Genomic DNA, 14,760 nt, shown 5'->3' with positions numbered 1-14,760 from the left:
CCGGCATGGTCTCACTGAACTGGATGCGGCTGTCAGACCCTATGAGGCCGGCCAGGATTTCCCGCCGATCCTCAAGTGCCATGTCGCGCAAGTCGTGGCCGTTAAGATGCAGGAGATCGAACGCAACGAAATAGAGGTCGTGCTGGCGTCTGGTGATGGCCTTGCGCAGCGCGGCAAAGTCCGACAGGCCCAGCCTCATTCAAGACGACGACTTCGTCGTCGATGATGGCATTCTCGACGTCCAGCGTTCGCGCCGCCGCAGCTAGATCGCGGTACTTCGATGTCCAGTCTAGGCCGCGGCGGGTGAAGATCCGCACACCGCCGGCGCCGATGATGATTTGAGAGCGGTAGCCGTCGAATTTGGCTTCATGCATCCAGTCATCGCCTTGAGGCGGCTTGGCCACCAAGGTTGGCATCATCGGAGGAATGAACTCTAGCCGGCCAGCACCGGCACTCACTCCTTTACGCACGGAATCGAGTCTAGGCCCGTCCTATCTGGTGGCTAGGGGAACGGATCATGATCATTTACTAAATTAACAACGATGCATGAAGCGGCATACAATTTCGCCCAAGCCGGCGACCGCCCCCCGACCTGCCAGCCGGCCAGGCCGGCGGCCGTTGCGCCCCCAAGTAGGGCTGCCGGGCTGCCCCATCAAACGCACTGTAGCGACCAACGTGAGACGAGATAGAACAAATAACGCAAATGGAGACCTAACCAGAGGAGCGCAGCAACCCCTCCTCCTTGGCAGCGGCTTCCAAGGCCTTCCTTACGTCGTCGGGTGTGCCCTCGCCTCCAAGGCAGGCCATGCAGGCTTCTTGGGTCCTCGCTTGGCCCAACTTCATAAGTTCCGTGGCGGCACCCTCGACGTTGTTGCAGCCATAGGTGAGTCCAGGTCGGTCTGTCTCGATGTTGACCGGAGGGTGAAACCAATGGAGAGCTATGAGGGTAATTTAGGGGATGCTCATGTGTTTGGTAGAGGCGAGGGCCTAGGCACGGATGCTTGGGAGAGGGCCACGCGCTTGGCGACGTAGCGAACGATACGGCGGGCCTGAGAGGCGGCTGGAGCATGCGACGAGGGCGATGCGGAAGGCGCTGGCATAGGCGCTGAAGATCGCGCTCTGGGTCGGCTAGACCTTCGGGGTTCCGTGACGGTAAATGAGCAGCGGGGACCGGGTGGGGGGCTTGGGGTTAGTCCCCGCTGCTTTGAGCTGCCTTCGCGGGGTGCAGTGGCAGCACAACTAAATAGTGACTGAGCGATGACAGGAACCAGACAGCGGAGCCTTGGGCACCCTGTCAGTCTTACACCGGCTAGTGCCGCCCCCAGGCCACCCGGGCGGGTGTCTCAAGAGTGCGGCCGGGGACGGACCTTCAAAGATTGCGACTTCCGTACCCCAGCCTACACTCCGGCCTGACGCGCGTGCCCACCCAATCTACCCCAGCGTCAAGCGACAGGTCATTAGTAGCCGATAAAGATCGCCCCCAAATCGGCCGCTTGAGCTAGCTCGGATAGACAATTCGGGTGAGCGGGTTCAACGGGTCAAAAGGAGGGGTCGGAATATCCGGGCCAAATTTTCTTACGACCCATCGGATAACAGGCTCATGCGAGCTAAAGTGAGAGCTTCATGGGCCATAGTACCCCCTCCTCCTCGGCAGCAGCCTCCAAGTCCTTGCGTACTTCCTTAGGGTCAACCTCCTCACCCCCCAGGGCTTGAAGGCAGAGGGCCGACGCACGTTTCCACTTGGGCCCTCTTGGACCACTTCAGGAGCTGCTCGGATGCACCTCGGACATTGTTACAGGCATAGCTGACACCGACCATTTCGGTCTTCACGAACACCGGAGGGGAGAACCAGTAGGTTGCCATGGAGGGTAATTTAGAGCGGGAAGAGGAACGATGTAGGCCCGCGCGGGTTTAGAATTGCGGCGGCCAGTTCTCCGTGGAAGCACAGCCGTTGTGGGCCCGTCGCTTGTTCTCAACGGCGGCGGGTTTCCTTAGCAGGACCCGTCAGGGCAGCTATGGAGTTTCGTCCCGACTGGCCTTGCCGATCGCCTCAAGCAATGATGCCAGCGTTGGCGTCAATTCCGACCTCCAGCCCAAGCAGCTTGTGTACGTGATGGCGATTGTCTTCAGCGCTGATGAACTGCCGAATGGCCTCGGCAAGTGGGGGGTAGCCCAGCCTTTCACGCTTTGCCATGTCTGCATGTCCCTACCCCGCCCTGCCGCAACTCGCAGGTCACGGAATGGTTTGCATTAGGGGTCAGGAATGTTTGGTAGAAATTTCTGAGCGCGAAGGACTGGCTGATCCGTATTCGGCTAGTCTGAGACTGAAAACCCCGGCAATCACCGGGGTTTTCAGCACACTAACTGCTAATAATACCAGCCCCAGACCCAAACACGCCTGCGAAAACACCGTCTGCGCAGACGGCCATATCGCCAGGCACGACGACAGGCCCTTCTCCAAGCCCGCCGCCGGCGCCGCCGCCTGCGGTGCCAGCTCCGATGTCGGACCGGCTCCGCCTGAGTATCCTCATCTTCGAACGGCTCTGTCTCCAGCGCGTCGAGTTCATCGAGGATGCCACTTCTGGCGCTCGGTACGCCGGCCACCGCGTTGATTGGCCGAACTGCGCTCGCAAGGGCCGCTGCCCCAGCAACGCCAAACACTCCTGTCAGAAATAATCGCCGATCCATGGAAACCTCCAATTTCAAAGCCAGCGAGACAAGGTCGCAATTGGGAAATAGCGCGGTGGATACAAAAGCAAAGTCAGATGCGTTTACAGAGGCTTAACGGTCGGTTCCGCGAACATGTTACGGTCCCCGAAGCGATGACTTCGTCAATTCTCGCCATGCCGCATTGCACAATCACGCTGCGTGCGCAAAATGCGGCATGATCCGGAAATCCCTCACCGTCCTGGTGATCGACGAAAACCACATCCGCGCCTCCATCATCGAGGCGGGATTGCGGGAGGCCGGGCATGAGCAGGTCACGGTCGTTCACGATGTTGCGGGAATAGCGCGGCGCATTGCCGAGATCGAACCGGACGTAATCGTCATCGATCTCGAAAATCCCAACCGCGATATGCTTGAAAACATGTTCCAGCTTTCTCGCGTGGTGAAGCGGCCGATCGCCATGTTCGTGGACCGGTCGGATCAGGCTTCAATCGAAGCTGCGGTGGAAGCGGGGGTCTCCGCCTATGTCGTCGACGGGCTGCGCCAGGAGCGCGTCAAGCCGATCCTCGACATGGCGATCAGCCGCTTCAACGCGTTCTCGCGGATGGCGCGCGAACTTGAGGAAGCCCGCAGTGAATTGGAGGACCGCAAGGTCATCGACCGCGCCAAGGGCATCCTGATGCGATCACGCGGCCTGTCGGAGGACGCGGCCTATACGCTTCTGCGCAAGACCGCCATGAACCAGAACCGCAAGATCAGCGAAATCGCGCAGAGCCTGGTGACGGCGGCAGGCCTTCTGGATCCCGGAGAGAGTTGAGCATGGCGGCCGAACACCAGATCAACGCAGGTTTCATACCGCTCTTCGACAGCGCCGTCCTTGTCGCAGCGAGGGAGATCGGCTTTGCCGCACGCGAAGGCGTCGACCTGACGCTCAGCCGCGAAACCTCTTGGGCCAACATCCGCGACCGCATCGCGATCGGGCATTTCGATTTGGCGCATATGCTGGGGCCGATGCCGATCGCCTGCAATCTGGGGCTCACCCCGCTCGCCTCCGACACGATCGTGCCGTTCTCGCTGGGACTGGGCGGTAACTGCGTAACGGTTTCGAACACGCTCTGGGCGGGCATGGCCGCGCACGGCGCCTTGCCCGATCTCAATCCGGCGCGGGCCGGCAAGGCCTTGGGAGCGCTGATCCGTGAACGGGCAAATGCCGGTCGCGACCCCCTGCGCTTTGCGGTCGTGCATCCGCACTCCGGACACAATTACGAACTGCGCTACTGGCTCGCCGCCTGCGGCATCGATCCGTCGCGCGAAATAGAAATCGTCATCGTGCCGCCGCCCTTCATGGCCGACGCACTCGCCGCCGGCAGGATCGACGGCTACTGCGCCGGGGAACCGTGGAACAGCGCCTCGGTCGTCGCCGGCACCGGCCATATCGCCACGGTCAAGGCCACCATCTGGAAGACCAGCCCCGAGAAAGTCGTCGGCGTGCGCAAGGCCTGGGCCGAAAAACACCCGCAAGCGCTTTCGGCGCTGCTGCGCGCGCTCCATCACGCCGCGCGCTGGTGCCAGGATCCGGCAAACCGCGGCGAACTGGCCGCCCTGATGGCGCAGCCTTCCTTCCTCGGCCTTTCGCCGGCGCTACAGATGCCGATCCTGACCGGACATCTTGCGCTGGGCGGCGGCGCGGAACTGACCGTCGAGGACTTCTTTCTGGCTTTCGACAAGGCGGCAAATTTTCCGTGGAAAAGCCACGCGCTGTGGTTCTACACGCAGATGGTCCGTTGGGGGCAGGTCAAGCACAGCACTGCCCACATGGCGCTCGCGCGGGACACCTACCGGCCCGACCTCTATCGCGCAGCGCTGAAGCCGCTCGGCGTCGCACTTCCCGGCGCCAATTCTAAGGTGGAGGGCGCGCTGGCGTCTGCCACACCTGTCGGCTCCGCCGGCGCCAGTCTGGTGCTCGGCCCCGATGGTTTCTTCGATAGCCAGATATTCGATCCCGACGAGGTCGACGCCTACATTGCCGGGCAGAAATTGGCGCGCGCCGAAGCCTGATCATTTTCGCGCCATTCTTGTGCATTGCACAAAAATTATGCGTGCAACGGCGCTAATGAACAATCTTTGGCTTGCTCGCCCAACGAGCCAGCGCGCCGATGATTGTGGCATGCCGTTGATCTCATTGATGTTTGTCATCCATTCCGAAACTGGCACGGTTCCTGCATTGCAATAAGCAGACTCTTTTCGGGTCACGGAACAGGCGTCCAATGGCGGGCGCTACAGGCAAAGCTGCCGCTCAGGTCAACACGCGATCCCGGATGGACGGACGCGCGCGGCCTGGCCGGCGGCTTTTTTTGTTTTGATCGAGCAAGGCAATCGACGGCGCTGATCCCAAGCAGTGCCCAACGGGAGACGACGATGACGAAACGCATCAAGACTGAAGCCCCTCTCGAGGGCATGACCCGCCGCAATTTTCTGATGGCAAGTGCTGCCACCGCGGCAACCCTGGCAGCGGCGCGCGCGCTGCTGCCGTCTGGCGCCTATGCGGCGCCCGCGGCACCGGAAGTCACCGGCGCCAAGCTCGGCTTCATCGCGCTGACCGACGCGGCGCCGCTGATGATCGCCAAGGAGAAAGGTCTGTTCGAAAAATTCGGCATGCCCGATGTCGAGGTGCTCAAGCAGGCCTCCTGGGGCGCGACGCGCGACAATCTGATGCTCGGCGGCGAAGCCAACGGCATCGACGGCGCCCATATCCTGACGCCGATGCCTTACCTGATGCATACCGGCAAGGTGACGCAGAACAACCAGCCGATGCCGATGGCGATCGTCGCGCGGCTAAATTACGACTGCCAGGCGATTTCCGTCGCGCAGGAATATGCCGGCACCGGCGTCGGCCTCGACGCCTCCAAGCTGAAGGACGCCTTCGCGGCCAAGAAGGCCGAAGGCAAGGAGGTGAAGGCCGCCATGACCTTCCCGGGCGGCACTCATGATCTGTGGTTGCGCTATTGGCTGGCCGCTGGCGGCATCGATCCCAACAAGGATGTCTCGACCATCGTCGTGCCGCCACCGCAGATGGTCGCCAACATGAAGGTCGGCAACATGGACGTGTTCTGCGTCGGCGAGCCATGGAACGAGCAACTCGTCCATCAGGGCGTCGGCTTTACCGCCGCCACCACGGGCGAGTTGTGGAAAGGCCATCCGGAAAAGGCGCTCGGCCTGCGCGCCGCCTTCATCGACAAGAACCCGAACGCCACCAAGGCGATCCTGATGGCCGTCATGGAAGCCCAGCAATGGTGCGAAGCCATGGAAAACAAGGACGAGATGGCGGCCATCATCGGCAAGCGGCAATGGATGAACGTGCCGACAGCCGACATCATCGGCCGCCTCAAGGGCGACATCAATTACGGCAATGACCGCGTCGCCACCGGCACCGACCTCTACATGAAGTTCTGGAAGGGCGGTGTGTCCTATCCGTTTAAGAGCCACGACAGCTGGTTCCTCGCCGAAAACATCCGCTGGGGCAAATTCGCGGCGACCACCGACATCAAGGCGCTGGTCGATCAAGTCAACCGCGAAGATCTGTGGCGCGAGGCGGCCAAGGATCTTGGCGTTGCTGCGGCCGATATCCCGGCGTCTCCATCGCGAGGCGTCGAGACCTTCTTTGACGGCAAGATTTTCGATCCGGCCAACCCGTCCGCCTATCTCGACAGCCTCAAGATCAAGGCATCGGCCTGACGTCGACGGCAAGCGCCGCCGTTGCGCCGCTTGCCAGTGCTCAAGGAGCTTTTTGCGAAAATGTCTATTCAAGCCATCGAGGACACCAAGGTGAAGGCGTTCCCCGCGCCTGCCAAGCCTGCAGAGGTCATAGCTTTCACCGCCAAGGTGAGGCGCCGCTTCGATCCCGCCGCGATCGCCGGCAAGCTGGCGAGCACGCTGGTGCCGCCGGCCGTAGTCATCATCGTCATGCTCGTCGTCTGGCAGGTCGCCTGCTCGTCGCCCAATGCCAGCTTGCCGCCACCTAGCCAGGTATGGAACGAGGCCTACGATCTGATCGCCCATCCGTTCTTCGACTATGGTCCGCAGGATATCGGACTGGCCTGGCGGGTGCTGATCTCGCTGCAGCGGGTCGCCATCGGCTTCGGCCTGGCTGCCATCGTCGGCGTCGCGCTCGGTGCGCTGGTCGGCCAGTCGATCTGGGCGATGCGCGGCCTCGATCCGGTGTTCCAGATTCTGCGCACCGTGCCGCCGCTCGCCTGGCTGCCGCTGTCGCTGGCTGCCTTCCGCGATTCCAGCCCGTCGGCGATCTTCGTCATCTTCATCACCTCGATCTGGCCGGTGATCATCAACACTGCCGTCGGCGTCCGCAACATTCCAGAGGATTATCGAAACGTCTCCCGCATCCTCAGGCTCAACCAGCTCGAATTCTTCGTAAAGATCATGGTGCCGGCCGCGGCACCTTACATCTTCACCGGCCTGCGCATCGGCATCGGCCTGTCCTGGCTCGCCATCGTCGCCGCCGAAATGCTGACAGGCGGCGTCGGCATCGGCTTCTTCATCTGGGACGCCTGGAACTCGTCGCGGCTGCCCGACATCATCGTCGCGCTCGCCTATATCGGCGTCACCGGCTTCTGCCTCGACCGCTTGGTCGCGGCGGTCGGCGCCTTCGTCACCCGCGGCACAACGGCAAAGTGAGGAGAGGGGCGATGACGGCCTACCTGAAACTCGACCATATCGACAAATCCTTTGCCCGCGGCGGCCAGGTCAGCGAGGTGCTGAAAGACATCCGGCTGACCATCGACAAAGGCGAATTCGTCTCCATCATCGGCCATTCCGGCTGCGGCAAGTCGACCTTGCTCAACCTGATCGCCGGGCTGACCAGAGTCTCCGCCGGCGCGGTCCTGCTCGAGGACAAGGAGGTCGACAGCCCCGGACCCGAGCGCGCCGTGGTGTTCCAGAACCACAGCCTTTTGCCGTGGCTCACCGTCTATGAGAACATCAATCTGGCGGTGTCGAAGGTGTTCGGTTCGACCAGGACCAAGGCCGAGCGGCATGACTGGATCATGCGCAATCTCGACCTCGTGCAGATGGCGCATGCCAGGGACAAGCGGCCCGCCGAGATATCGGGCGGCATGAAGCAGCGCGTCGGCATCGCCCGCGCGCTGGCCATGGAGCCGAAGATCCTGCTGCTCGACGAGCCCTTCGGTGCGCTGGACGCTCTGACGCGCGCCCATCTGCAGGATGCGGTGATGGATATCCATTCGAGGCTTGGCTCGACGACGATCATGATCACGCACGATGTCGACGAGGCGGTGCTGTTGTCCGATCGCATCGTCATGATGACCAACGGTCCAGCGGCGACCATCGGCGAGGTGCTTGCGGTGCCGCTGGCCCGGCCGCGCCGGCGCATCGAGCTTTCCTCCGACCGGACCTTCCTGCGCTGCCGCGAGGCGGTGCTGAAGTTCCTCTACGAACGCCACCGCTTCGTGGAAGCCGCGGAGTAAGGCCATGACCGAAAAACGCGTCATCATCTACAATTGGCAATCTGCATCGGCAATGGGCAATCTACCGCATTGCACAAATATTATGCTGCTGTGCAAGGCATTCTGACTAATCTTTGATCCGCTGCCGGGCTTGGTCAAAAATCGCGCGGCTGCGGTTCACATTGATTTAATTCGATAATCTGGAGCGGTGTCGAATTGGCACGCTTCCTGCTTTTCAGATTGTAGGTCCGAAAGGGCCAAGTGACACGGCGTCCAATGGCGGGCGCCACAGGCAAAGCTGCCGCTCAGGTCAATACGCGATCCCGGATGGACGGACGCGCAAAGACCTGACCGGCGGCTTTTTTGTTTTTACGCGATCGACGGCGCTGGTCCCAAGCGGCGCCCAACCGGAGACGACGATGACGAAACGGATCGGAACTGGCGCGTCCCTCGCGGACTTCACGCGCCGCGATTTTCTGGCCAGCAGCGCGCTGACGGCGGCACTGTTCACCGCCGCGCTCCTGCTGTTTCCCGTCGGCGCCAAGACGGAAAACAAGGACCTGGCCGTGGCGAGCCCCGTCTCGTTGCACGCACTGATGCCGCGCCGCTGATCATTCACCCACAAACATCCGCGGTGCCTCCCACGCCGCAAACCGGAGCCAGACGTTGACCGCCAATCTCCCAGCCGCGCCCAGCCAGGACAACGCTCCCCGCCAGGCGCTTGTGATGTCCACCATCGCCTTCACCGTCTGCTTCGCGGTGTGGACGATATTTTCAATCATCGGCGTGCGCATAAAGCAGGACCTTGGGCTGAACGAGACGGAGTTCGGCCTGCTGGTCGGCACGCCGATCCTCACCGGTTCGCTCGTGCGCATGGTGCTCGGTGTCTGGACCGACCGTTTTGGCGGGCGGCTGGTATACACCGCGACCATGCTTGCGGCGGCGGTCGCGACCTTCCTGCTCGCTTTTGCGCATACCTACGGACAGATGCTGGTCGCCGCGTTAGGCGTTGGGCTCGCCGGTGGTTCCTTCACCGTCGGTGTCGCCTATGTCTCGCGCTTCTTCCCGGCCGGCAAGCAGGGCACGGCGCTTGGCATTTTCGGTGTCGGCAATGTCGGCGCCGCGGTCACCAAGTTCGTGGCACCGTTCGTGCTTCTCTCCTGGGGCTGGCAGTCGGTCGCGCTGATCTGGGCGGCAGCACTCGTCGTCATGGCCGCCGTCTTCTGGTTCACGACCGGCGACGATCCGGTCATCCGCGAGCGCCGCGCCGGCAAGGCAGCGCCCGCGAGAAGCTTCTTGCAGGAATTCGCGCCGCTCAAGAACCTCCAGGTCTGGCGCTTCGCCTTCTATTATTTCTTCGCCTTCGGAGCATTCGTGGCGCTGTCGCTGTGGTTGCCGCGCTACCTGATCGGCGTCTACGGCTTTGGCATCGCGACCGCCGGCATGATCGGCGCGGCCTATTCGATCCCTGCAAGTATCTTCCGCGCCTATGGCGGCGTGCTTTCCGACCGGATCGGCGCCCGCACCGTGCTCTACTGGACCTTCGCGGTCAGTGCCGTCGCGACTCTCGTTCTGTCTCTCCCCTCGGCAGACTACGTCGTGCACGGCATCAGCGGGCCGATCGCCTTCCATTTCGAGATCGGCCCGCTCGCCTTCATAGCCGTTGCCTGCGTGCTCGGCTTCTTCATGAGCCTTGGCAAGGCCGCCGTCTACAAGCACATCCCGGCTTACTACCCGCAGAGTGTCGGCGCGGTCGGCGGCGTCGTCGGCATGATTGGCGGGCTCGGCGGCTTTATCCTGCCAATCGCCTTCGGCGCACTCAACGACCTCACCGGCGTCTGGTCGAGCTGCTTCATGCTGCTCTTCGTCATCGTCGCCACCTGCTTTGCCTGGATGCACTTCAGCATCCGGCGGATGGAGCGCGCGGCCGCCGCCGAAGCTTCAGGCCTTTCCTACGCGGCTGAGTGAGACCGGAGTGAATCAGGACATGACCGAAAAACTCGTCATCATCGGCAACGGCATGGCCCCTGGGCGCATGCTGGAGCACCTGCTGGAAAAGGCGCCGGACCTCTACCAGGTCACGATCTTCAATGCCGAGCCGCGCGTGAACTACGACCGCATCATGCTGTCGCCGGTTCTGTCAGGCGAAAAGGATTATGAAGAGATCATCATTCATGGCGATGGCTGGTACATCAAGCACGGTATCACCCTCTACAAGGGCCACAAGATCGTCGCCATCGACCGGCAGGCAAAGACCGTCACCTCCGACCACGGCGTCACCGAGCCCTACGACAAGCTCGTCATCGCCACCGGCTCGGTGCCGTTCATCATCCCGGTGCCCGGCCACGATCTGCCGGGCGTGCTGACCTATCGCGATCTCGACGACGTTCGGGCGATGATGCTGGCCGCGCAGTCACGGGCCAAGGCCGTGGTCATCGGCGGCGGCCTGCTAGGGCTGGAGGCGGCTGCGGGCCTGAACGCGCAGGGCATGGACGTCACCGTGCTGCATGTCATGCCGACGCTGATGGAACGACAGCTCGATCCGGCCGCCGGCTATCTCCTGCAGCGGGCCGTCGAGCAGCGCGGCATCAAGGTCATCACCAAGGCCAACACCCAGGCGATCACAGGCAGGGGTAAGGTCGAGCAGGTGGAACTCGCCGACGGAACCATCATCCCGGCGACGCTGGTGGTGATGGCGGTCGGCATCAGGCCGAACGCCGCTCTCGCCAAAGAGGCCGGTATTGCCGTCAATCGCGGCATCGTCGTCGATGCCGGCATGCGCAGCAACGACCCCGACATCTTCGCGCTCGGCGAATGCGCCGAGGTCAACGGCATGGTCTACGGCCTGGTCGCACCGCTCTATGAGATGGCGCGTGTCGCCGCCAGCCAGTTGGCCGGCGACGAGGCCGCCGCCTTCGTCCATTCGGACACGCCGACCAAGCTCAAGGTTACCGGAATCGAGCTGTTCTCGCTTGGCGACTTTGCCGAGGGCGAGGACCGCCAGGAGATCGTGCTGCGCGATGCCGCGGCCGGCGTCTACAAGCGCCTGGTGCTCAGGGATGACCGCATCATCGGCACCGTGCTTTACGGCGAGACGGCGGACGGCGCCTGGTTCAACGACCTCAAGAAGAAGCAGACCGACATATCGGAAATGCGCGACACGCTTATCTTCGGCCAGTCATACCAGGGAGGCGCCTCCTTGGACCCTATGGCGGCCGTTGCAGCCTTGCCGGATGATGCGGAAATCTGCGGCTGCAACGGCGTTTGCAAGGGAAAGATCACTGGCGCGATCACGGCCAAAAGCCTGACCTCGCTCGACGACGTGCGCGCTCACACCAAGGCGTCCGCCTCCTGCGGCTCCTGCACCGGGCTGGTCGAGAAGCTGATGGTACTCACCATCGGCGACAAATATAATCCGGCGGCGGTGCAGCCGATGTGCGGCTGCACCACGCTCGGCCATGATGAGGTCCGCCGGCTGATCAAGGCCAAGGGCCTGAAGACCATTCCCGCCGTCATGCAGGAATTGGAATGGACCACCTCCTGCGGCTGCGCCAAATGCCGACCGGCGCTCAATTACTATCTCGTCTGCGACTGGCCGGACGAGTATGCAGACGACTACCAGTCGCGCTTCATCAACGAACGCGTACACGCCAACATCCAGAAGGACGGCACCTATTCGGTGGTGCCGCGCATGTGGGGCGGCGTCACCAATGCCGCCGAACTGCGCGCCATTGCCGACGTCGTCGACAAATTCGAAATTCCAATGGTCAAGGTCACCGGTGGCCAGCGAATCGACATGCTCGGCATCCGCAAGGAGGATCTGCCGGCGGTGTGGGCCGATCTCGGCCAGGCCGGCTTCGTCTCCGGCCACGCCTATGCCAAGGGACTGCGCACCGTAAAGACCTGCGTCGGTTCGGACTGGTGCCGCTTCGGCACGCAGGATTCGACGGGGTTCGGCGTCCGCATCGAGAAATTCATGTGGGGCTCGTGGACGCCGGCCAAGGTCAAGATGGCGGTGTCGGGCTGCCCGCGGAACTGCGCCGAGGCAACCTGCAAGGATGTCGGCGTGATCTGCGTCGATTCAGGCTACGAGATCCATTTCGCCGGGGCAGCCGGCCTCGACATCAAGGGCACCGAGGTACTCGGCCTGGTCAAAACCGAGGACGAGGCACTGGAGCATATCGTGGCGTTGACGCAGATGTATCGCGAGCAGGGCCGCTATCTCGAGCGCATCTACAAATGGGCCAAGCGCATCGGCATCGCCGGCATCAAGCGCCAGATCATGGACGATGGCGAGAAGCGCAAGGCTTATTTCGACCGCTTCGTCTTTTCGCAGAAATTCGCCCAGGTCGACCCGTGGTCGGAACGCGTTTCCGGCAAGGACAAGCACGAATTCCGGCCGATGGCTTCGGTCGGCTTCGCGCAGGCGGCGGAGTGATGATGATGAATTGGATTGCTGTCGGCACGCTCTCAGACATTCCGCGCCGCGGCGCGCGCTGCGTCGCCACGCCCCAAGGCAAGATTGCTGTCTTCCGCACCGCTGACGATCAGGTCTTCGCCATCGAGGACCATTGCCCGCACAAGGGCGGGCCGCTCTCGCAAGGGATCGTCCATGGCGCGGCGGTGACCTGTCCTCTGCACAATTGGGTGATCTCGCTGGAAACCGGCAAGGCGCTCGGCGCCGATGAAGGTGCGGTGCGCACCATTCCGGTGCGGATCGAGGGCGAGCGCCTGTTCATTGCGCTGGAAGCGCTGGCCAGTCGCGCGGCTTGAATCATGAAGATCGACGAAGCGCGCGAGGTGAGGACCACCTGCCCCTACTGCGGGGTGGGCTGCGGCGTGCTGGCGAAGGTGGGGGGGGGGCCGGGGGGGGGGGGGGGGGGGGGGCCCCCCCCCCGCCCCCCCGGGGGGGGGGGGGGGGGGGGGGGGGGGCCCCCCCCCCCCCCGGGGGGCCCCCCCCCGCCCCCCCCCGACCCTGACCATCCGGCGAATTTCGGCCGGCTCTGTTCCAAGGGCTCGGCGCTGGCCGAGACGATCGACCTCGACGGACGGCTGCTCTATCCGGAGATCCACGGTCGTCGCACCGACTGGGACGAAGCGCTCGACCTCGTCGCCTCGACCTTCACGCGGACCATCGCCGAGCACGGTCGCGATTCGGTCGCCTTCTACGTCTCCGGTCAGTTGCTGACCGAGGACTATTATGTCGCCAACAAGCTGATGAAAGGCTTCATCGGCTCGGCCAATATCGACACCAACTCGCGCCTGTGCATGGCCTCGTCGGTTGCCGGCCACCGCCGCGCCTTCGGTTCTGACACGGTGCCGGGCAGCTACGAGGATCTGGAACTCGCCGACCTGATCGTGCTGGTCGGCTCCAATCTCGCCTGGTGCCATCCGGTGCTCTACCAGCGCATTGCCGCTGCTCGGGAAAAACGGCCCGACATGAAGGTGGTGCTGATCGACCCGCGCCGCACGATGACATCAGACATTGCCGACATGCATCTGGCGATCGCGCCGGATGGCGACGTCGCGCTGTTCACAGGTCTGCTCGCCTATCTCGGCCAGCACAACGCGCTGGACCGCACCTATATCACGGCGCACACAACCGGCTTCGGGCAAGCCCTTTTTGCCGCTTCCGCGCTCGACCTTGCCGGCATCGCCGCTGCCACGGACCTCGGCGAGGACGAGCTTGTCCGCTTCTACAGCCTGTTCGCCGCGACGGCGAATACGGTGACCGTCTACAGCCAGGGCGTTAACCAGTCGTCCTCGGGCACCGACAAGGTCAACGCCATCATCAACTGTCATCTCGCTACCGGCCGCATCGGCAAGCCCGGCGCCGGACCGTTTTCGGTGACCGGCCAGCCCAACGCCATGGGCGGTCGGGAGGTCGGCGGCCTGGCCAACATGCTGGCCGCCCATATGGAGATCGAAAACCCCGAGCACCGCGACCGCGTGCAGCGGTTCTGGAGTGCGCCGGCCGTCGCCGAAAAGCCCGGCCTGAAGGCGGTCGAGATGTTTCAGGCGGTAGCCGATGGGCGCATCAAGGCGCTGTGGATCATGGCTACCAACCCGGTCGACTCGATGCCGGACGCCGATGCCGTCGGGGCGGCGATCAAGGGCTGCCCGTTTGTCGTGGTGTCGGACGTGTTGGCCAAGACCGACACGGTCCGCCACGCCCCCGTCCGGCTGCCCGCCGCCGCATGGGGCGAGAAGGACGGCTCGGTCACCAATTCGGAGCGCCGCATCTCGCGCCAGCGCGCCTTTTTGGCCACGCCCGGAGAGGCAAGGGCCGACTGGTGGATCGTCGCCGAAGTCGCCAAGCGGATGGGTTTTGACGAAGCGTTTTCGCATCCGTCGCCAGCCGATATCTTCGCCGAGCACGCCGCGCTGTCGGCGTTCGAGAATGACGGCGCCCGCGATTTCGACATCGGTGCGTATGCCGGGGTCGATGGAGAGACCTATGAGGAGTTGGCGCCATTCCAATGGCCGGCGCCGGGCCAAGGCACCCCCCTCGGGGGGGGGGGGGGGGGCGGCGGGGGGCGGGGGGGGGGGGGGGGGGGGGGGGGGGGGGGGGGGCCCCCCCCCCCCGCGGCCCCCCCCCCCCCCACCCCCACCA

At 63.5% G+C, this 14,760-nt stretch carries 13 protein-coding genes; 10 read left to right on the top strand and 3 right to left on the bottom strand.

The genetic code is table 11. The features are described from left to right. From AC0L2K_RS29180 to AC0L2K_RS29170, 3 genes are all read right to left on the bottom strand, one after another. Nucleotides 1–199, bottom strand: a 199-nt coding sequence (locus tag AC0L2K_RS29180; RefSeq protein ID WP_473533023.1) for an ATP-dependent DNA ligase, incomplete at its 3' end; no start/stop codon positions are given. Next, on the bottom strand, nucleotides 102–374 hold the full coding sequence (locus tag AC0L2K_RS29175) for an ATP-dependent DNA ligase (RefSeq protein ID WP_473533022.1): 273 nt from the start codon (nucleotides 372–374) through the stop codon (nucleotides 102–104). The genes AC0L2K_RS29175 and AC0L2K_RS29180, both read right to left, overlap by 98 nt. A 1,676-nt stretch (nucleotides 375–2,050) precedes the next feature. Continuing rightward, nucleotides 2,051–2,194, bottom strand: coding sequence for a hypothetical protein (locus AC0L2K_RS29170; RefSeq protein ID WP_473533021.1), 144 nt, complete (start codon nucleotides 2,192–2,194; stop codon nucleotides 2,051–2,053). Between the two features lie 690 nt (nucleotides 2,195–2,884). On the opposite strand from AC0L2K_RS29170, the gene AC0L2K_RS29165 reads away from it, so the two are divergent. The 10 genes from AC0L2K_RS29165 to AC0L2K_RS29120 all read left to right on the top strand — a co-directional run. Further along, nucleotides 2,885–3,484, top strand: a complete 600-nt coding sequence (locus AC0L2K_RS29165; RefSeq protein WP_023796771.1) for an ANTAR domain-containing response regulator — start codon at nucleotides 2,885–2,887, stop codon at nucleotides 3,482–3,484. Between the two features lie 2 nt (nucleotides 3,485–3,486). Then, nucleotides 3,487–4,725 (top strand): CmpA/NrtA family ABC transporter substrate-binding protein, encoded by a 1,239-nt coding sequence (locus tag AC0L2K_RS29160; RefSeq protein ID WP_473533020.1) that lies wholly within the window; start codon nucleotides 3,487–3,489, stop codon nucleotides 4,723–4,725. 360 nt (nucleotides 4,726–5,085) lie between these two features. Next, nucleotides 5,086–6,402 carry a CmpA/NrtA family ABC transporter substrate-binding protein gene (locus tag AC0L2K_RS29155; protein ID WP_128172928.1) on the top strand — a complete coding sequence of 439 codons (1,317 nt, stop codon included), beginning with the start codon at nucleotides 5,086–5,088 and terminating at the stop codon, nucleotides 6,400–6,402. 60 nt (nucleotides 6,403–6,462) lie between these two features. Continuing rightward, nucleotides 6,463–7,359: a nitrate ABC transporter permease gene (gene ntrB, locus AC0L2K_RS29150; protein ID WP_128172929.1), complete on the top strand. Its 897-nt coding sequence runs from the start codon at nucleotides 6,463–6,465 to the stop codon at nucleotides 7,357–7,359. Nucleotides 7,360–7,370: 11 nt separating this feature from the next. After that, a complete protein-coding gene (locus AC0L2K_RS29145) occupies nucleotides 7,371–8,168 on the top strand; it encodes an ABC transporter ATP-binding protein (protein ID WP_023796767.1) in 798 nt (265 codons plus the stop codon). Between the two features lie 398 nt (nucleotides 8,169–8,566). Further along, nucleotides 8,567–8,758, top strand: coding sequence for a hypothetical protein (locus AC0L2K_RS29140; RefSeq protein ID WP_128168358.1), 192 nt, complete (start codon nucleotides 8,567–8,569; stop codon nucleotides 8,756–8,758). Nucleotides 8,759–8,873: 115 nt separating this feature from the next. Beyond that, nucleotides 8,874–10,115 carry an MFS transporter gene (locus AC0L2K_RS29135; RefSeq protein WP_473533027.1) on the top strand — a complete coding sequence of 414 codons (1,242 nt, stop codon included), beginning with the start codon at nucleotides 8,874–8,876 and terminating at the stop codon, nucleotides 10,113–10,115. A gap of 19 nt (nucleotides 10,116–10,134) precedes the next feature. Beyond that, the gene (gene nirB, locus AC0L2K_RS29130; protein WP_473533019.1) at nucleotides 10,135–12,585 is read left to right on the top strand and encodes a nitrite reductase large subunit NirB; all 2,451 of its coding nucleotides are present in this window, start codon (nucleotides 10,135–10,137) and stop codon (nucleotides 12,583–12,585) included. After that, on the top strand, nucleotides 12,585–12,920 hold the full coding sequence (nirD, locus tag AC0L2K_RS29125) for a nitrite reductase small subunit NirD (protein WP_208602492.1): 336 nt from the start codon (nucleotides 12,585–12,587) through the stop codon (nucleotides 12,918–12,920). Before nirB ends, nirD begins: the two co-directional genes overlap by 1 nt. A 3-nt stretch (nucleotides 12,921–12,923) precedes the next feature. Then, nucleotides 12,924–14,760: molybdopterin-dependent oxidoreductase (locus AC0L2K_RS29120; RefSeq protein WP_473533018.1), on the top strand; the 1,837-nt coding region annotated here is incomplete at its 3' end.

Source organism: Mesorhizobium sp. WSM4817, assembly GCF_055811135.1.
Note: the sequence above shows the minus strand (reverse complement) of the source record. Positions and strands in the feature narration are given on the sequence as shown.

Excerpts from the sequence above, each read along its gene's own strand:
- AC0L2K_RS29175 (WP_473533022.1), bottom strand. The coding sequence starts at position 374 with ATGCATGAAGCCAAATTCGACGGCTACCGCTCTCAAATCATCATCGGC.
- AC0L2K_RS29170 (WP_473533021.1), bottom strand. The coding sequence starts at position 2,194 with ATGGCAAAGCGTGAAAGGCTGGGCTACCCCCCACTTGCCGAGGCCATT.
- AC0L2K_RS29165 (WP_023796771.1), top strand. The coding sequence starts at position 2,885 with ATGATCCGGAAATCCCTCACCGTCCTGGTGATCGACGAAAACCACATC.
- AC0L2K_RS29160 (WP_473533020.1), top strand. The coding sequence starts at position 3,487 with ATGGCGGCCGAACACCAGATCAACGCAGGTTTCATACCGCTCTTCGAC.
- AC0L2K_RS29155 (WP_128172928.1), top strand. The coding sequence starts at position 5,086 with ATGACGAAACGCATCAAGACTGAAGCCCCTCTCGAGGGCATGACCCGC.
- ntrB (WP_128172929.1), top strand. The coding sequence starts at position 6,463 with ATGTCTATTCAAGCCATCGAGGACACCAAGGTGAAGGCGTTCCCCGCG.
- AC0L2K_RS29145 (WP_023796767.1), top strand. The coding sequence starts at position 7,371 with ATGACGGCCTACCTGAAACTCGACCATATCGACAAATCCTTTGCCCGC.
- AC0L2K_RS29140 (WP_128168358.1), top strand. The coding sequence starts at position 8,567 with ATGACGAAACGGATCGGAACTGGCGCGTCCCTCGCGGACTTCACGCGC.
- AC0L2K_RS29135 (WP_473533027.1), top strand. The coding sequence starts at position 8,874 with ATGTCCACCATCGCCTTCACCGTCTGCTTCGCGGTGTGGACGATATTT.
- nirB (WP_473533019.1), top strand. The coding sequence starts at position 10,135 with ATGACCGAAAAACTCGTCATCATCGGCAACGGCATGGCCCCTGGGCGC.
- nirD (WP_208602492.1), top strand. The coding sequence starts at position 12,585 with ATGATGATGAATTGGATTGCTGTCGGCACGCTCTCAGACATTCCGCGC.